The organism is Mycobacterium riyadhense (assembly GCF_963853645.1).
In the GTDB taxonomy this organism is placed as follows: domain Bacteria; phylum Actinomycetota; class Actinomycetes; order Mycobacteriales; family Mycobacteriaceae; genus Mycobacterium; species Mycobacterium riyadhense.
This window is the reverse complement of record NZ_OY970456.1, coordinates 5,737,532-5,757,544: the sequence shown is the minus strand read 5'-3', so window position 1 is coordinate 5,757,544 and position 20,013 is coordinate 5,737,532. Positions and strand designations below refer to the sequence as shown.

The 20,013-nt window shown below is 66.3% G+C and carries 3 protein-coding genes; 1 reads left to right on the top strand and 2 read right to left on the bottom strand.

The window, feature by feature from the left end:
• The first annotated feature begins 355 nt into the window (after nucleotides 1-355).
• The gene (locus AADZ78_RS25290) at nucleotides 356-4,786 is read left to right on the top strand and encodes a protein kinase domain-containing protein (RefSeq protein ID WP_085250810.1); all 4,431 of its coding nucleotides are present in this window, start codon (nucleotides 356-358) and stop codon (nucleotides 4,784-4,786) included.
• A gap of 122 nt (nucleotides 4,787-4,908) precedes the next feature.
• Here AADZ78_RS25290 and AADZ78_RS25285 read toward each other — a convergent pair whose 3' ends face one another.
• Together AADZ78_RS25285 and AADZ78_RS25280 are read right to left on the bottom strand one after the other, a co-directional pair.
• Nucleotides 4,909-9,780 carry a PE family protein gene (locus tag AADZ78_RS25285; RefSeq protein ID WP_085250811.1) on the bottom strand — a complete coding sequence of 1,624 codons (4,872 nt, stop codon included), beginning with the start codon at nucleotides 9,778-9,780 and terminating at the stop codon, nucleotides 4,909-4,911.
• A 157-nt stretch (nucleotides 9,781-9,937) separates the two neighbouring features.
• Nucleotides 9,938-19,810: a PPE family protein gene (locus AADZ78_RS25280; RefSeq protein WP_085250812.1), complete on the bottom strand. Its 9,873-nt coding sequence runs from the start codon at nucleotides 19,808-19,810 to the stop codon at nucleotides 9,938-9,940.
• Nucleotides 19,811-20,013: the final 203 nt, after the last annotated feature.

The window sequence follows — 20,013 nt, the reverse complement described above, 5'->3', positions numbered from 1 at the left end:
CGCTCGACGAAGTCTTTCGTGTGCGCGAGCAAGTTGTTGACGCGGCCAACACTGTGGCCGGGGCCTTCGGCAGGCGTGGAGTAATCGTGAAATGTGCTGGTCGGAAACGGTGGCCTCGTTATCGGGCGGCGCGCTCCGGCTGCAGCCGCTGCACCTGCGGATTTCATGACTTGCTAACAATTGCCGAAACGCTCCCAGCAAGAGTCGATCGTGGAGACCGAGGCGAAGCGTTATCGATTGAGAGCCGAGGCGATGTGACGCCGTCTATAAGGTGCGTGTTCAAGCCGGGCGGTCCGGGTCTCACCGGTCCAACCGGGGCCGGACTTCGCGGGAATAGCATCGGCGTAGCCGGCCGATGACCACGGCTGTGAGTGCCGAATGCGGCACGTGCGGGGCCACGAACCGGTCCCAGGCAAAGTTCTGCGGCAGCTGTGGAGCCCTGCTGAAGACGGAGGTCATCTGCCCGGGTTGTGGTGTGGGCAATCCGACATCGCAGCGCTTTTGTAACGACTGCGGCATCGAGCTGCGCACCCAGACGGGGCCTGCTCGATCCGGCGCGCCGATTCCAGCGACCCTTGCGGAGGGGCGCTATCAGCTTGATCGGCTACTCGGCGAGGGCGCTGGCAAGCGGGTCTACCTTGCCACCGACACACGTCTGCAGCGCCAGGTGGCCGCCGCGGTATTCAAGGCGGCAAGGTCGGACGATACGGCCATTCGCCGCGCGCGCCGGGAGGCCAAGGCGATGGCGAAGCTCGGGGAGCACCCCAACGTCGTCAACGTGTACGACTTCGGCGACGAGGCGGGACAGCTATTTCTGATCAGCCAGTACATGTCCGGCGGTGACCTGCATGGCTTGCTCTCGGAGGCAGCGGACCACCGGCTCGCTGCGGACCAGGTGATCCGGATCGGGGCGGACATTGCCGGCGGACTAGCTCACGCGCACGGACATGGTGTGGTGCATCGTGACATCAAGCCGCAGAACGTGTGGCTGGCCCCCGACGGTACCGTCAAGATCGGCGATTTCGGGCTGGCGGCTGCGCCCGGCGGCACGCAGTTGACGGCCGAGGGGGCGGTGGTCGGAACAGTCGCCTACATGGCGCCCGAGCAGGGCCTCGGCCGTGGTTCGGACGCGCGTTCGGACATCTATTCGCTCGGTGCCCTGCTTTACGAACTGCTGTGCGGGGTGCCACCGTTCGTGGGCGAGACGGCCGCCGCAGTCATCTCCCAGCACGTTTCAACCACTCCAGTCGCGCCGAGCCGGCGTCGCTCCGGTGTTCCCGCGACGCTCGACCAGTTGTTGCTAAAGATGCTGTCGAAGTCGCCGTCGGCCCGCCCGCAAAGCGCTGCCGAGGTCCACGACACGCTTGAGCTGATCGCCGCCGCGAGCTCGGGTGCCGATACCGCAAGCCATGAGACGGCGGCGCTGGACCGGATGACGGACACCACGTTCCTCGGGAGAGAGCTAGAGACGCAGGAACTGCGCTCCGCGATTGATGAGGCGATCGGCCACCGCGGGCGCTTGCTGCTGGTGAGTGGTGAGACGGGGGTCGGCAAGACGCGGCTTGCCTCGGAGGTCGCGGCATATGCCACCCTTCGCGGTGCCCAAGTTTTGTGGGGTCGCTGTTATGCCGGCGCGGGCGCACCGGCCTACTGGCCGTGGGTCCAGGTGATCCGCGCCTACGCGCACGATCACAACACCGAGATGCTGGCCTGTGACCTAGGTTCGGCCGCGTATGAGATCGCACAGATCGTCTCCGAGGTGCGCGAGCGGATACCGCCGATCCCCGAACCGCCGCCGCTTGACGCAGAGCAGGCCCGATTCCGGCTGTTCGACTCGGTCGCGAGACTATTGATCGGCGCGTCCGAGCGCCGGCCGCTGGCGATCTTCCTCGAAGACCTTCAGCAGGCCGACCGTCCCTCGCTGATGCTGCTGGAGTTCATCGCGCGCGAGCTGGGCCGTTCGCGGATGTTCCTGCTGGGGACCTATCGTGACGACGAACTCGCCGGCGATCATTACCTGAAAGAGGTGCTCACCTCGCTGAGCAGGGAGCGGGGTTATGCGCACGTCAGGCTGGGGGGACTCGCCGACCAGCATGTCAAGGCGATGATCGAGGCCGTGCTGGCGCAGCCACTCGAGCAGCGAGACGCTCATACGCTGGCAGACGCCGTCTGCCGGGAAGCCGAAGGCAACCCGTACTTCACCTCAGAGATCATTCGCCACCTGATCGATACCGGAGTGTTGAAGCGCCGCGACGGCCGGTGGGTCACCCACATGCGCGATGGCGGGGAACTCGGGATCCCCCGCAGTGTCCACGAGGTTGTCTCCCATCGGCTGGCCAAGCTGCGGCCCGAGACGCTTGAGCTGCTGGCGACGGCCGCGGTGATCGGCCGTGAGTTCGATCTGCGGATCCTGACGCGCGTCAGCGAACTCGAAGCGGGCACCGTACTGACCCGGATCCAGGCGGCGCTCGACGGGGCGATCGTGCGGCAGGTTCCCGGCGGGCCGGGCCGCTACGCTTTCGCGCACGGCGCGACTCGCGACGCGCTGTACGACGATCTGCCCGCGCCGCGTCGCTCCGAGCTACACATGACCGTTGGCGAGGCGCTGGAGCGGCTCTATGAGAAGCGGCTCCCGTCCCATCTGTCGCAGATCGCCTACCACTTCGCGAAGGCGGCTCCCATGGGTGACCTCCAGAAGGCGGCTGACTACGCCAGGCGGGCGGGCGAACGGGCAGCGGAGAAATATGCCTACGAGGACGCGGTGTGCCTTTACCAGACGTCGCTCGGGCTGCTGGACATGCTTCCCGAGGCGCCGCAGCGGCGGTGCGACCTGCTGCTCGCGCTCGGGGACGCCCGGTGGCGGGCCGGCAACGCCGAGGATGCGCGTGAGACGTTTGGCCAGGCGGCGTGGATCGCGCAAGAGCTGGCGCTGAACGAACACTTCGCGCGCGCCGCGCTTGGATACGGCGGCGGCCCAAGCGGATTCCCGATCCCCTACCGTGCCGATGAGCGGCTATTGGCGATGTTGCATGGGGGACTCGAGGCGATGCCGGAGCGAGACTGCGTGTTGCGAGTGCGGGTGCTGGCCCGGCTGGCGGTCGAACTCGGCTGCCAGGGCGCGCTGGCCGACGCCGACCGGTTTAGCGCGCGCGCCGTCGATATGGCTGAGCGCCTCGGTGACACCCGGATCCTGCTGTTGGCGATGCACAGCCGCCAGTGGGCGACGTTGGGTCCCGACGGCCTCGACGAGGCACTCGCGGCGGGCGCGGAGATCGTGCGGCTCGCCCGGACCGTCGGTGACCGGGACGCCGAGTTTGGCGGTCACCACCTGCGGCTGGTCGCGCTCGGGCAGCTTGGTGAGTTTGGCGCGGTCGACACGGACATCGCGGCGTGTGACCGGTTGGCGGGCCAACTGCGCCAGCCACGGTACGGGTGGCAGGTGGCGGTATTCCGCACCATGCGCGCGTTGATGCAGCTGAACTGTCAGGAGGCCGAGCGTCTGGCGCAGACGGCGTTGTCGATCGGCAGGCGGGCCCCACCGGAGCTGGCCGGAGTGGTGTTCGGCGCGCACTCATGCCTGACCGGGTGGCCGGGCGGCGGCTTGGAACAAATGCGCAACGCCGCCCGCGAGGCTGCCGAGCGCTACGGTCAGGTATGGTCCGCGGCGTACGTGTGGCTGCTCACCGAGATCGGCCAGCTCGATGAGGCCCGCGCCATATTCGGGGAGTTCGCCACCGATCGCTTCGATTCGCTGTGTCACAACGCCGAGTGGCTGACATCGGTCTGCTTGTTTGCGATCGCATCGCTTAGGATCGAGGACCGCGCAGCGGCGAGCAGGCTGTACGAGCTGCTGGCGCCCTATGCGGATCGGTGCACGCTGCTTCTGGCCGGGGCCGGCTGCTTGGGCTCGAACCACGCGTTTCTCGGCTTCGCGGCCGCGGCTGCCGCTCGGCCCGCCGACGCCGCGCGCCACTTTGAGCTGGCGCTGGCCCGTAACTCCGAGATCGGCTACATCTACCTGACCCCGCGGATTTGCTACGAATACGCTCGCACGCTGCTCGGCAGCTCTATGCCGCACGATCAGGAGAAGGTGACGGGCCTGATCGACCAGGGGCTTGCGCTCGCACGGCAATTCGGTATGTCCGTCGAGGCCGAACGATTGGTGCGGCTGAGCCCAGAGGATCCGGAGCAGGGGTTCACAATGGGCTGGACGGCTCTGGAAAGTATCGCCCAGTCGGTCCAGCTGGACCGTCCCGACCTTCGCACGATGGCGGCGCCTGACGGAACGGTCACGATCATGTTCTCCGACATCGAAGGATCCACGGCGCTGATCGAGGAACTCGGCGACGAGTGCTGGCTAAGGGTCCTGCACCGCCACAACGCGGTCATACGCCGTCAGGTGGCGAAGCACCGCGGCTTCGAGGTCAAGTCGCAGGGTGACGGATTCATGGTCGCATTCTCCAGCGCGCGCAGCGCGATCCGCTGCGCCATCGAGATCCAGCGCGACTTTGCGGCATACCGCGATCGCTCCGATTGCCAGCTGTTGCGGGTCCGGATCGGAATGCACACCGGAGAAGTGATCCGCGAGCGGGAGGACTTCATCGGGCGCAACGTGACTCTGGCGGCGCGGATCGCGGCGAAAGCGGGCGGCAACCAGATCCTCGTTTCGGCGCTGTTGCGCGAGCTAGTCGCCGGCAGCCATGAGTTCCAGTTCGGCAACGCGTGGGAGGAGCAGCTCAAGGGGCTGCGGGAGCCGCAGCGAGTCCATGAGGTGCGCTGGGCATAGCCCAGTCGGATGCACGGCGGACGCACGAACACGCTCGCCACTCCCGCCATCTGGCTGACCCGGCGCGCGACCTCCAGGTCCAAGTCGGGTGGCGATGTGTTTGTACACCATCATTGGCGTGGTCACAGGGTACCGCCGGGACCGCCGGCACCACCGGCGCCGCCAGCGCCACCCTTACCCCCGTTGGTGCCAGCGGGAGGATTGCCGGTGGTGCCGACGTCGCCGCTGACGCCCGGGCCGCCGGGGCCGCCGCCGGTCGCAGGGCCGCCGGTGCCGCCAGTGCCGCCGGTGCCGCCGGTGCCGCCACTACCGCCGACGCTGGTGCCGTCGCCGCCGTCGCCGCCGCGGCCGCCAGCGCCGCCGACTCCGCCCGGGAAGCCGCCGCCGCCGAGGAAGCCAGCGGGTGGGTCACCGCCGTCGCCGCCGTTGCCGCCGGCACCGCCAGCGCCGCCGACACCATCAACGCCGGTACCAGCGCCACCATTGCCGCCGCGGCCGCCGGCTCCGCCGGCATCACCGGTGAAGCCGGTGAAGACGCTGCCGGCCACGGTGCCGTCTGCGGCGTGACCGCCGTCGCCGCCGTTGCCGCCGGCGCCGCCGAACTTACCGCCGCTGCCGCCATTCCCGCCGTTCCCACCGGCCCTGCCGAACCCGTTGTCGAAGCCGCCTCCGATGCCGTTGGCGCCAGCGCCCCCATTGCCACCGTCGCCGCCGGTAATGGTGCCGTCGCCGCCGTCGCCGCCGTCGCCGGCGGCACCACCGGTGCCGTCGTTGCCGGGGCCGCCGTTGCCGGCGCCACCGTGGCCGCCGCGGCCGCCGACGCCGGCCACGCCGATGCCGGCGCCACCGTCACCGCCGTCGCCCGAGGCACCGCCGTGGCCGCCGTCGCCGCCGACTCCGCCGTCGCCGCCAGCCCCACCGACGGTGATGCCGGTACCGCCAGTGCCGCCGGTGCCGCCGACACCGCCGGCACCGTTGCCGCCGCCGCCGCCGTTGCCGCCGTCGCCGCCGTCGCCGCCGACGTCCCCGTTGCCGCCGCCGCCGCCGTGGCCGCCGCGACCGCCGAGGCCGCCGAGTGCGGGGTCGTTGTCGTCGCCGCCGTTGCCGCCGTTGCCGCCAGCGCCGCCGTGGCCGTCGGCGGTGGTGCCGGCGCCGCCGTTGCCGCCGGTGCCGCCGTCGCCGCCGTCGCCGCCGTGGCCCGCGTCGTTGTCGCCGCCGTTGCCGCCGTCGCCAGCCTTGCCGCCGCTGCCGCCGGTGGTGCCGGTGCCGCCATTGCCGCCGTTGCCGCCGTGGCCGCCGTGGCCACCGTCGTCACCGGCATTGCCGCCGTGGCCGCCATGGCCGCCGTGGCCACCGCCGCCGGCATCGCCGTTGCCCGCGTTGCCGCCGTTGCCGGCATTGCCGCCGTTGCCGCCATTGCCACCGGTGCCGCCGGCGTTGCCGCCGTTGCCGGCATTGCCGCCGTTGCCGCCGGCGCCGGCAACAACACCGTTGCCGCCATGCCCGCCGTTGCCGCCATTGCCGCCGTCGCCGCCGTCGCCGAATCCGATGGGGCCGAAACGGTTGCTGCCGCCACTGCCGCCGTCGCCGCCAGCGCCACCGGCGCCACCCCTGCTGGTGCCGTCGCCGCCGTTGCCGCCGGCACCACCGTGGCCGGCGGGGCTGGCTACAACGCCGCCGGCGTTGCCGCCTTTGCCGCCGTTGCCGCCCGCGCCGCCGATGCTGTCGGCGCCGGTGCCTTTGCCACCGTCACCGCCGTCGCCGCCAGCGCCGTTGCCAAGGCCGCCTCTGCCGGTGCCGCCGTCGCCGCCGTCGCCGCCGGCGCCACCGGCGCTGGCGCCGGTGCCGCCGGTGCCGCCGTTGCCGCCGTTGCCACTGCGGCCGTCTGGATCGCCAAGGATGTTGGTTCCGCTGTTGCCGCCATCACCCCCGTTACCGCCGGCACCGCCGGCACCGCTGATGCCGTTGCCGCCGTTGCCGCCGTTGCCGCCGGCGCCGCCGTGGCCGGGAATGATGTTGAATAGGTGCTGGCTGCGTCCTTGGCCACCGAGGCCACCGTTGCCGCCAGCGCCGCCGGTGGTGCCGTTGCCGCCGTCGCCGCCGTTGCCGCCTAGGCCGCCAGTGCCGCCAGTGCCGCCGAGGCCGCCGGTGCCGCCAGTGCCGCCTGCGCCGCCGATGCCGGCTGTGCTGATGCCGCCGGTGCCGCCGTTCCCGCCATTGCCGGCCTTAGCGCCGATGCTGCCGACGGGGCTAAGGCCGGTGTTGCCGCCGTTGCCGCCGTTGCCTCCGACTCCGCCCGCGGCGGGGCCGGCCCCGCCGTTGCCGCCGTTGCCGCCGTTGCCGGCGTCGCCGCCGAAACCGCCGCCGGCCCCACCGTTGCCGCCGTTGCCGCCGTTACCGGCGTCACCGCCGGCCCCGCCGATGCCGGCGGTGCTGATGCCACCGTCGCCGCCGGCCCCGCCGTCGCCGCCTCGGCCGCCGTTGCCGGAGCCTCCGAAGCTGAAGCCGTTGCCGCCTCGGCCGCCGTGGCCTCCGGTGCCGCCCTGGGTGCCGCCGGCCCCGCCACTGCCGCCTCGGCCGCCCGCCCCGCCGGCGGTGCCACCGGCCGCGCCGTCGCCGCCTCGGCCGCCGGCTCCGCCGTCGCCGCCGATGCCGCCGACGCTGATGCCGCCGTCGCCGCCTCGGCCGCCGCTTTTGCTGCTGCCGCCGTTGCCGCCATCGCCGCCGTTGCCGCCGCGACCATCGGCGCCGTTGCCGATGAGACCGGCGCCGCCGGCACCGCCGGCGCCGCCGACACCGCCGGTGCCGCCGGCGTTGGCCGTGCCGCCGTTGCCGCCGGTACCGCCGCTGCCGCCGGTTCCGCCGTCGCCGCCGATGCCGGCGGTGCCGATGCCGCCGACTCCGCCTTTGCCGCCGGTGCCGCCGGTTCCGCCGTTGCCTCCGCCGTTGCCGCCGGTGCCGCCGGTGCCGCCTTTGCCGCCGATGGCGCCGGTGCCTCCGGTGCCGCCGTCGCCGCCGGCGCCGCCACTGTGGCCGGTCCCGCCGGTGCCGCCGTCACCGCCGCCCCCGCCGGTGCCGCCCGCGCCGCCGGCGCTGGCACCCCCGGTGCCGCCGGTGCCGCCGGTGCCGGCTGTACCAGTGCCAGTGGCCGCACCGCCCTTGCCGCCGGTGCCACCGGTGCCGCCGGCGGTGGCGCCGTCGCCTCCGGTGCCCCCGGTGCCGCCGTCACCGCTCCTGCCGCTGGTGGCAGGGCCCTCGCCGTTGATTCCGCCGGTGCCGCCGGCACCGCCAGCACCGCCGGTGCCGGAGGTGCTGCTGCCACCGGTGCCTCCTTTGCCGCCGGTGCCGCCATTGCCGCCGTGGCCACCGCCGTCGACGGCAACGCCGGTGCCGCCGGTGCCGCCGGTGCCGCCGGTACCGCCGGCACCGCCGGCAATCGTGCCTGAACCGCCCTCACCGCCGGTGCCACCCGTACCCCCGGTGCCGCCGGGGATGCTGCCGGTGCCTGAATCGCCGTCGCCGCCGGTGCCGCCGTCACCGCCGCGGCCGCCTATGCCAGAGGCGCCGGTACCAGCGCCGCCGTTGCCGCCGGTGCCGCCCTCGCCGCTGATGTCGTCGCCAACGCCGCCGTCACCGCCGTTGCCGCCGTTGCCGCCGGCGATGCTGCCGGTGCCACCGCCGCCCCCGCGGCCGCCGTCGCCGCCGATATCGGCGGCGCTGCTACCGCCGCCGTTGCCGCCGTTGCCGCCGCTGCCGCCATGTGTGCCACTGCCGCCCGTGCCGCCGACACCGCCGTCGCCGGCGACGCCGAAGAAGCCGTTCCCGCCAGTGCCGCCATCACCGCCATTGCCGCCGTCGCCGGCACTGCCGCCGGTGCCGCCGGCGCCGGCTAGACCGGCTGTCCCGCCGTTGCCGCCGGCACCGCCGGTGCCGCCGGCGATGGTGTTGGTGCCGGTACCGCCGCCGCCGCCGCGGCCGCCGTCGCCGCCGTCGCCGCCGCTGCCATTGGTTCCGCCGGCGCTGTTGCCGCCCGCACCGCCGGCGCCGCCGGCTCCGCCCGCGAAACCGTCGCCGCCGGTAAGTGCGTTGTCGCCGCCGTCGCCGCCGTCGCCGCCGGCGCCGCCATTGCCGCCGTCGCCGATCCGGCCGGCACCCCCCGGGCCGACCAGCCAGTTGTCGCCGCCGGCACCACCGGCCCCTCCGGCACCACCGGCACCACCGGCACTGCCGACGCCGTGGGCGCCGGCACCTCCGGCCGCGCCATGACCGCCGTGCCCACCGACCCCGCCCAAGAGCCCGCCCATGCCGCCGGAACCACCCGCACCACCGGCACCACCGGCACCCTGCATGAACGCTGCCTGGCCGTTCTGGCCGATCCCGCCGGACCCGCCGGCACCGCCGTTGCCGAACAGCCAGGCGTTGCCACCGGCGCCGCCGGCCCCACCGGCCTGGCCAGCCAAAATGCCGCGCCCACCGGCCCCACCCGCTCCGCCGCTGCCCCACAGCAGCCCGGCGTCACCACCGCGACCGCCCGCCTGGCCCGCTGCCCCCGGCGCGCCGTTGCCGCCATTACCCCAAAGCCATCCGCCGTTGCCACCGGCCTGACCCGGCGAGGTCCCGTTGGCGCCGTCGCCGATCAGGATGCGCCCGGTCAGGGCGAGCGACGGCGCGTTGACCAAATCGAGAAGCTGCTGCTCCGCCGCGGCGGCCGCGTTGGTCGCCTCGGCGGCCCCATACGCGCTCACACCGACCCGCAGGTTGCGCACAAACTGGTCATGAAACCGGCCCAGTTGCGCGCTGAGCGCCTGATACTCCTGAGCGTGTGACCCGAACACCGCCGCAATAGCGGCCGACACCTCGTCGCTGCCTGCCGCCACCACCGCCGTCGTGGAGAATGCGGCTGCCGCATTAGCCGCGCTGACCGCCGAGCCGATGCCCGCCAAATCCGCTGTCGCCGCGTTGATCATCTCGGGTACGGCGTAGACATACGACATTTGCACTCCTACTGCCTGCTCGTAGGGTTCTTGTAGGTTATTCCGACCGACCGTCGCGCGGACTCAAATGCGTTGATACTGCCGGGGCAGTCTTCGGCGGTCTTTCGGAAGTCATGAAATGCGCTGGTCGCAGCTGACATGCAATTCGGCACCCGGGTCATGAGCCCACCCCGTTGTTGAGGAAGCCGGACAGCCGCGAGCCAATGTTGCCGAAACCGGAAACGTAGGCTTGCATCAACAGGTCCAGCAGGCTCGCGTTGTAAATGCCCGAGAGGGAGTTGCCCAAGTTCGCAAAGCCCGATTGCAGGTTGCCGAAGTTTTCGAATCCGGAATTCCCCAGGCCAGCGACGTTGAAGAAGCCCGAGTTCTGGGCGAACGCGTTTCCTAAGCCCGATACCGGGCCCGCGGCGTCGTGGAAGAAGCCTGATGCGCCGCCGGCTCCGGAGTTGAAGAAGCCGGACGACGGGGAATTGGTCGAATTGAAGAACCCTGGGGTTTGCTGCCACCCGAAGCCGAAGCTGAAGGGGCCCACTGTGCCGGCGCCGACCATGTCGATGGGGTTCGAGAAAACCATGTCTATCGGGGTTTCGGGGTTAAGGACGTTCAGATCGCCTGTGAATGGGCCGATGTGTTGGGTGGTTATCAGTTGTGTCTCTGTGAAGCCCATTAGGCAGTTTCCGGTAAAGGGATCGAACAAGGTGCAGATGAAGACTTCCAAACTGATTGGTATGTCGAATTCTTCAACGGTGAACATTTCCTGGGTGACGGCATTGATAGCGCCGCGAATCGGTATTTCGATATTGCCATCGACGGCGTAGCTCCACGGGATCTCCGGAATGGTGGTCTGGTAAGAGAAACCGCCTAGGCCCTGGTAGTCGCCTCGCCAGAAGGCGCCGTTGCTGTAATTGCCAGAAATGAAGAAGCCGGTGTCGACATTGCCGGAGTTTCCGACCCCCGTGTTGGAGTTGCCCGTGTTGAAGTAGCCGGTGTTGTAGTTTCCTGTATTGAAGCCGCCGGTGTTGTAGTTGCCCGGGTTGAAGCTGCCCGTATTGGTGTTGCCCACGTTGTAGAGGCCGGTGTTGTAGTTGCCGGCGTTGCCGATGCCGGTGTTGACGATGCCGGTGTTGAAGAAGCCCGTATTGGTGCTGCCGGCGTTGCCGATGCCGGTGTTGTAGCTGCCGGAGTTTCCGATGCCCCAGTTTCCGGTGCCCGAGTTGAAGAAGCCGATGTTGTCGGTGCCTGAGTTGAACAAACCGAAATTGCCGCTGCCGGTGTTAAAGCCGCCGAATCCCACCTGCATGTCGCCGCTAAGGCCAATACCGATGTTGCCGTTGCCGGTGTTCCCAAAGCCGATGTTTGCGTTGCCGGTGTTGCCGAAGCCGATGTTGAAGCTGCCGGTATTCCCAAAGCCGAGATTTTGGACTGCGGCCGTCTGCGCGGGGCCTGAGTTTCCGAAACCGATGTTTACGCTGCCGATGTTTCCGCTGCCGAAGTTGTAGCTGCCGATGTTGCCGCCGCCCAAGTTGTGGCTGCCGATGTTGCCGCTGCCCATGTTTCCAAATCCGAGGTTTGCCAAGCCCAGGTCGAAGGCCGTCGCGTCCGACCCGTCATGCAACGACCCGGCCAGGTTGGCGCCGACGTTGAGGAAGCCCGAGACATTGGCCGAAGTTCCAAGGCCCGTGTTGACCAGACCGGAGACGGTGCTACCCAAGTTCGCCCAGCCCGATTGCAGCGAACCGTGGTTTTGGAATCCGGAGTTTCCAATGGCCGCGGTGGCGACGTTGTAGAAGCCCGAATTGTTGCCGAAGTTTTGCCAGCCCGAGGCGCTCCCAGCGCCCCAGTTCAGGAAGCCCGACGACGGGCCGGTGGTGGCGTTGAAAAATCCCGGTTGCGGCTCAAGATTGATGAGCGGAATGTGGGCGGTGCCTGTGCCGCCGGTGCCCACGATGTGTATGACGGTTGAGCCGTCAGGATTTCCGATGTTGATGTTCACCGCGGGTTGGGCGCCAAAGTTGATGACGATCGGTGTGTTCAAGGGTGCCGAGTCGTCGCCGCCGTGAATATGGATGGGACCCATGGGAGCGGTGATTGAGCCTTCGAATATGCCCAAATTGAGATTTCCTCGGGCGTTGATTACCGGAATAGTGATCGCGGGAATGGAAATGTCGGTGATGGTGCCGACGATGGGTATGTTGACCGGAACGTCGACGGTGAGGAATGCGGACGTTCTCTCGACCACGATGGTGTAGTTGGCCGCCAACAGGCCCTGCCTGTCGGCACGCCAGAAGAAGCCGTTGTTCTGGTTGCCGCTGATGAAGCCGCCGGTGTCAAAGTCGCCGGCGTTTGCGATGCCGGTGTTGTAGTTGCCGGTGTTGTAGGAGCCGGTGTTGTAGTCGCCCGGGTTGCTGATGCCGGTGTTGTAGTTGCCGGTGTTGTAGTTGCCGGTGTTGTAGTTGCCGGCATTTCCAATGCCGGTGTTGTAGTTGCCGGTGTTGTAAAAGCCCGTGTTGTAGGTGCCGGCATTTCCAATGCCGGTGTTACCCGTGCCGGAGTTGCCGATCCCGAAATTGCCGGTGCCCGAATTCCCGATACCGACGTTGCCGGTGCCCGAGTTGAAGAGGCCGATATTGTCGGTGCCCGAGTTCAGGGCGCCGAAACCTATCTGTCCGGTTCCGGTGAGCCCGATACCGAAGTTGGCGCTGCCGGTGTTGCCGAAGCCGATGTTGGCGTTGCCGTTGTTGCCAAAGCCGAGGTTGTGGCTGCCGTTGTTGCCGAAGCCGATGTTGCTGCTGCCCAGGTTGCCGAAGCCGAAGTTATTGCTGCCCAGGTCGCCGAAACCGAAGTTTGCCGCACCGTGGTTTCCGAGGCCGAGATTGTAGGCGCCAATGTTGCCGCTGCCCAGGTTGAAGTCACCGACGTTTCCGCTGCCGACGTTGAATTGGCCCAGGTCTGCCAGACCCAGGTTCAAGATCGTCGTCCCGGATGGGCCGCGGAACAGCCCGGCCAGGTCGGTGCCGTTGGTTGACCAGCCCGATACGTTGGCCGCCGTCGTCAGGTTCGCGGTGCCGGTGTTGTGGAAGCCCGAGACGACGCTGCCGAAGTTTGCCCAACCCGATTGCAGTGAGCCAAAGTTTTGGAAGCCGGAGTTTCCAATGCTTCCCAAGGTACTGTTCCAGAACCCAGAGTTACCGCCGATGTTTCCGAAGCCAGATGCGGTGCCGGTGCCGGAGTTGAAGAAGCCCGAAGAGGGGGTGGAACTCGAGTTTCCGAAGCCTGGGGCGGGCGGTATGTCGAGAAACACGATTCTGGTGGGGCCGAAGCCGCTGCGGATTGCGATCGGCAACGAGGTAGTTGGTCCGCCGATGGTGATATCGATCACCGGCAGGGTACCGGTGATGGGCGGAATGATGATGGGGCCGATGGTGTAATCGACGATTCCGGCACCGTTGATGACGATGGGCGAAATGGTGAACCCGTTATTGAGAGCGAAGCTGCTGAGATCCAGGTGGATCGGGATATTAATGGGGATGTTTAGGTCCAAGTTCACCAACGGGAATTCAGGAATGTTGATTTCAGCGTGAGCTCCCCACAGCCCTTGGTAATCGCCGCGCCATAAGACGCCGTTGCTATAGTTACCCGCGTTGAAGGCGCCGGTGTTGACATCGCCCGAGTTTGCCAGCCCAGTGTTGTAGTCGCCGGTGTTGAAGCTGCCGGTGTTGTAGTTTCCCGAGTTGGCGATGCCGGTGTTGGTGCTGCCGGTGTTGTAGCTGCCGGTGTTGTAGTTTCCCGGGTTGGCGATGCCGGTGTTGGTGCTGCCGGTGTTGTAGCTGCCGGTGTTGTAGTCACCCGCGTTGGCGATGCCCGTGTTGCCGGTGCCCGCATTCCACAGCCCCCAGTTTCCGGTGCCCGAGTTCCCGATGCCCATGTTGCCGAGGCCTGGGTTGCCGATGCCCCAGTTTCCGGTGCCGGAGTTGAACAGGCCGACGTTGCCGGTGCCCGAGTTGAACAAGCCGACGTTGCCGGTGCCCGAGTTGAACAAGCCGACGTTTCCGGTGCCCGAGTACAAGGCGCCGAAACCGATCTGGCCTGTGCCGGTGAGTCCGATGCCGATGTTGTTGTCGCCGGTGTTCGCAAACCCGATGTTGTTGTTTCCGGTGTTCGCAAAGCCGAGGTTGTTGCTGCCCGCGTTCCCGAAGCCGAGGTTGTAATTGCCCAAGTTTCCGGGGCCGATGTTGCCGCTGCCGATATTGCCGAAGCCGAAGTCGTGGCTGCCGATGTTGCCGCTGCCCAAGTTTGCGGTCCCGACGTTTCCGAAGCCGAAGTTGAAGGCGCCGACGTTGCCGCTGCCGATGTTGCTGTTGCCGATATTCGCGAAGCCCACGTTGGCGAGCGGGTTGGCAAAGGGGAGACCCGCGAGATTGGTGCCGATGTTCGTGCTCGAATTGAGGAAGCCTGAAATGCTGTTACCGAAGTTGGACCCGCCCGACACCAATTCGCCGAAGTTTTGATACCCCGAAATTCCCGAGGTGCCAGACGCGAGGTTGAAGAAACCGGAAATGTTGCCGCCGACATTTCCCACGCCAGATACGGTCCCGCTGCCGGAGTTGAAGAATCCCGACGACGGCGTGCTGGTCGTGTTTCCGAATCCGGGGCCCGCCGGGATGTCGATGGGCGGGAGCCCGACGGGCAGCAGGCCGCCGGCGCCACCGATATCGATCAGGGGGCCCGGGCCGGTACCGATATTCACGCCAATTGAGGGCAGGGCGATCGTGATCGTCGAGACGGTGATCGGCTGGACATCGACGAGTCTCGCCGGAATCCCGCCGAAAAACTCCGCGTCGACAGTGACCGACGGAATGGTGAAGGACTCGACGGTGACGGTGCCAAGTGTGCCGCTGATCGGGATGTCCAGGTAGATAGGCACCTGGAAGCGCATGGGGATGGCGGTGTCGGGAATGGTGCTTGTGCTGCTATAGCCCCACAGCCCCTGGTAATCGCCTCGCCAGAAGAGCCCGTTGCTGTAGCTGCCGGAGATGAATGCGCCGGTGTCAACATTGCCCGAGTTCGCCAGGCCGGTGTTGTAGTTGCCGGTGTTGAGGTAGCCGGTGTTGTAGGAACCCGGGTTGAAGGCGCCCGTGTTGAAGCTTCCGGTGTTGAAGCTGCCGGTGTTGTAGTTGCCCGCGTTGCCGATGCCGGTGTTGACGCTGCCAGAGTTGAAGAAACCGGTGTTGAGTTCGCCGGCGTTGAAGTTGCCTTTGTTGAGGCTGCCGGTGTTGCCGATTCCGAAGTTGCCGGTGCCCGAGTTGCCGATGCCGACGTTGCCGGTGCCGGAGTTGAACAAGCCGATGTTGCCGCTGCCCGAGTTCAGGCCGCCGAAACCGATCTGGCCGCTGCCGGTAAACCCGATACCGAAGTTGTTGTCGCCGGTGTTGCCGAATCCGAAGTTGTTGTTGCCGGTGTTGCCGAAGCCGATGTTGCCGCTGCCGGTATTGCCGAATCCGAAGTTGTGGCTGCCGGTGTTGCCGAAGCCGATGTTGCCGCTGCCGATGTTGCCGGAACCAAGGTTTGCGTTGCCGAGGTCTCCCCAGCCGAGGTTGTAATCACCCAGGTTTCCGAAGCCCAGGTTGAATGCGCCGACATTCCCCAAGCCCACGTTGAACGTTCCGGCCGCCTGGCTGTGGAAGAAGCCCGCGAGGTTGCCGCCGGTGTTGAAGAAGCCCGAAACGGTGTCGCCGACGTTCGCCAGGCCCGATTGCAGCGCACTGTGGTTTCTGAAGCCGGAGGTCCCGAAGTTCGAGAGGTTCTCAAAGCCCGAGATGTTGGCGCCGATATTGGCGAAGCCAGACACGGTTCCGGTGCCGCCGTTGAAAAAGCCGGAGGACGGGCTGGTGGTGGAGTTGAAAAAGCCCGTGGCCGCCGGAATGTTGACCAGCGTCCAGTCGACGGGGCCGATGCTGGCCGTGACGGGGACTCGCACCACGGTTGAACCCTCCGGGTCTCCGATGTTGAACGAGATCGCGGGACCGGAAGCCCTGATTGGCGGCACGGTGACGGAGTTGATCTCGCCGTGCGAGATCGGGAGGGCGCCGATGGGGACGTTGAAACCGAACTCGACGTCGGCAAGGGTGATGCCGCTGAAGAGCGTGTCCGTGACGCTGCCCGTAATAGGGATATTGATGGGAACACTGATTTCGATATGCGTGGTAATTTCGGGAACATGGAGCGTGTAATTAGCGCCCCAGAGGCCCTGGTAATCGCCCTTCCACAAAAGCCCGTTGCTGTAGTTGCCGGAGATGAAAAAACCGGTGTTGATATCGCCTGAATTCGCCAGGCCGGTGTTGTAGTTGCCGGTGTTGAAGTAGCCGGTGTTGTAGGAGCCCGGGTTGAGGCCGCCGGTGTTGAAACTTCCCGTGTTGAAGCGGCCGGTGTTGTAGTTTCCCGCGTTGCCGATGCCGGTGTTGACGTTGCCGGAATTGAGGAAACCGGTGTTGACGTCGCCGGAGTTGAAGAAGCCCATATTGGCGCTGCCGGTGTTGCCGAAGCCGATGTTGCCGCTGCCGGTGTTGCCGAAGCCGAAGTTGCCGGCGCCTGAGTTGCCGATGCCAACATTGTTGGTGCCGGAATTGAACAAGCCAATGTTGCCGGTGCCCGAGTTCAGGCCGCCGAAACCGATCTGGCCACTGCCGCTGAGCCCGACGCCGACGTTGTTATTGCCGGTGTTGCCGAAGCCGAAATTGCCGAGACCGGCGTTGCCGAAGCCGATGTTGTCGTTGCCGGTGTTGCCGAAGCCGATGTTGCCGTTGCCGGTGTTGCCGAAGCCGAAGTTGTTGTTGCCCAGGTCGCCGAAGCCGACATTGGCGTTGCCGAGGTTTCCGCTGCCGAAGTTGAAACTTCCGAGGTTTCCGCTGCCTACGTTCAATTGCCCGAGGTTCCCGAAACCCAGGTTGAACGTCGACACCCCGGCCAGCTGGTCGTGGAAGAAGCCCGCGATGTTGCTGCCGGCGTTATAGAAACCCGAGACGCTGTTGCCAAAATTCGCCCAGCCCGATTGCAGCGAGCCGAAGTTTAGGAAGCCCGAATTTCCGATCACATTTCCCACGCCGCTGTTCCAGACGCCCGAACTGTTACCGCCTACGTTTTGGAGTCCAGATGTGCCACCGGTGCCCGAATTAAAGAAGCCCGACGATGGGCTGGTGGTCGAATTTCCGAAGCCGGGGCTCGCCGGAATGTTAAGGAATGTGATCGTCCCGCCCTCGAGGGCGCCGACAATGCTGATGGGTAGGATGATGTCTGGTCCGCCTATGGTCAGTGTGACCGTGGGAGCAATAACAGTTGAAGCGCCCAGAACGACGGGGCCAAAGTAGAAAAGACCGCCCAGGTAGTCGATTCGGGGTGAAACCGACCCGGCTACGGTGAGTGGTATGGTCATGCCGCCCATGGTCATTACCTGGTTTATGGGCATAACCATCTGCATGTTTATGGGCATGTAGGGAATAGTCACCGACAGATTGATTGCAATCTGGCCCTGGTTATCGCCCAACATGAAGAAGCCGTTGTTGAAGTTGCCCGTGTTGAAGGCGCCGGTGTTAACGTCGCCCGTGTTGAAAATTCCGGTGTTAATGTTGCCTGTATTGAAGTAGCCGGTGTTGACGTTGCCCGGATTGAAGTCACCCGAGTTGGTGCTGCCCGCGTTGAAACTGCCGGTGTTGTAGCTGCCGGTGTTGTAGAAGCCGGTGTTGACCGCGCCGGCATTGTAGAAGCCGGTGTTGTAGTGGCCCGCGTTGCCGATGCCCGCGTTTCCGGTGCCGGGATTCTCGATACCCCAGTTTCCGTTGCCCGCATTCAGGAGGCCCCAGTTCCCGGTTCCCGAGTTCGCGATGCCGACATTTCCAGTGCCCGCGTTGAACAAGCCGATATTGTTGGTGCCCGAATTGAAGAGGCCGATGTTGCCGGTGCCCGAGTTCAGCCCACCGAAGCCCACCTGGTTGCTGCCGGTAAGCCCGATCCCGAAGTTGTTGTTGCCGGTGTTGCCGAAGCCGGTGTTGCCGCTGCCGGTGTTGCCGAAGCCAATGTTGCCGTGGCCGCCATTGCCGAAGCCGGTGTTGCCGATGCCGGCGTTGCCGAAGCCGAAGTTGTGGCTGCCCAGGTTGCCGAAACCGACGTTTGCATCGCCGATGTTTGTGCCACCGAAGTTTTGGCTGCCGATGTTTCCGCCGCCAAAGACGTTGTAGCTGCCGAGGTTTCCGCTGCCGAGAACGTTATAGTCGCCCAGGTTCCCGCTGCCGAAGATGTTGTAGTTGCCGACATTTGCGTTGCCGAGTATGTTTCCGACGCCCTCATTTGCCAAGCCTAGGTTGAGCAGCTTTATGCGGAGGAAGAAGCCCGACACGTTGTTTCCGGCGTTAAAGAAACCCGAGACATAGGCCGGCGTCGTGATGCTCACCAAGCTCAAGTTGATGAGACCCGATATGGTGTTGCCCGAGTTCAACAGGCCCGACTCCAGCACGCCGATGTTTGCGAAGCCTGAGTTACCGGTTGCCCCTAATGAAGAGTTGAAGAACCCAGAATTGTTGGCGCCGAAGTTGAAGAAGCCCGATGCGCCGCCGGCACCGCTGTTGAAAAAGCCCGATGACGGGACTGTGCTGGAGTTACCGAAGCCTGGGCCCCCAAAAAACAGGCCCTGGTGATCGCCTCTCCACAAGATGCCGTTGCTGTAGTTGCCGTAGATGAAAGCGCCGGTGTTGACATCGCCCGAGTTAGCGAAGCCGGTATTGTAATTGCCGGTGTTGAAGTAGCCAGTGTTGTAATCGCCGCTGTTGAAGCTGCCGGTATTGCTGCTGCCCGGGTTGAAGCTGCCGGTGTTGTAGTTGCCCGTGTTGCCGATTCCAGTGTTGGCTATGCCGGCGTTAAAAAAGCCCGTGTTGGCGATGCCCGAATTACCAATGCCGGTGTTGTAGCTGCCCGAGTTTCCGATGCCGAAGTTGCCGGTGCCTGAGTTGCCGATGCCAGCGTTGCCGGTGCCCGAGTTGAACAAGCCGATATTGCCGGTGCCCGAGTTGAGGCCGCCAGAAAAATCGAAGCCCGCCAGGTTGCTGCCGGTGAGCCCGATGCCGAAATTGTTGTTGCCGGCATTGGCAAACCCGGTATTGCCGAAGCCGAAGTTGCCCAAGCCAAGGTTGCCGCTGCCGGTGTTGCCGAAGCCGATGTTGTGGCTACCGGTATTGCCGAAGCCGATGTTGCCGTTGCCGGTGTTGCCGAAGCCGATGTTGGTGCTGCCGATGTTTGCAGAACCAAAGTTGTAGGCGCCGACATTCGCATTGCCGATATTGGGGAAGCCGACGTTGGCGAAGCCGAGGTTGAAGGCCCGCGGGCTCAGCAAGGTGACGGCTGCTGCCGGGGCGGATCCAGGTCCGATGGCTGGCGTCGCGCCGGCTGCGGCGGTGTTGGCCAAGCTAGCGCCGGCGGCGCCGACCGCATTCGCTGCGCCGGCCACCTGGCGCTGCAGGTTCGCCGACAGCCCGGCGGCGAACGGCGTCAGCTCCGAGACGGCGGCCGAAGCAGCGACATGATAGCCCGACATTGCGGCCACATCCTGGGCCCACATCTGTTCGTACTGAGCCTCAATAGCTGCTATGGCCGGGGCGTTTTGGCCCAGCAGGTTCGACAGCACCAGCGACACAAACTGAGAGCGGTTGGCCGAGATGACCGAGGGGCGCACCGTCGCGGCTAGTGCTGCCTCGAACGCGGCCGCCGTCACGCGGACCTGCGTTGCCGTTTGTTCGGCCCGCATCGTCGCTGCGCTCAGCCATTCGAGATAGGGTGCCGCCGTCCGCGTCATTGCCGCCGACGCCTCGCCCTGCCATGAGAAGCTCGTCAAGCCCGAAATCACCGACGAAAACGAGGCCGCCGCCGAACCCAACTCGGTGCCCAGCCCCTGCCAGCCAGCCGCTGCATTCAGCATCGGTTCCAATCCGGCGCCGAGAAACAGCCGCGCCGAATTGATCTCTGGGGGCAGCACCGTGTAATTCATCCCCAGTCCTTAACTGGACCCCTGGCGGCGGCCGCGATGGCCGCCGATGGTATCAGATCGCGTTGGACATGTGTTTGATAATGATTTTTCGCTAGGAATTGTTATCAACCGGCTGGTCTCCAAACGACCGCGAATCGATCGCGGACCCAAATCGCAAGGATCCCAAGATCGTTGTCACAGCCAATGTGTTAGGCAATGTGTAA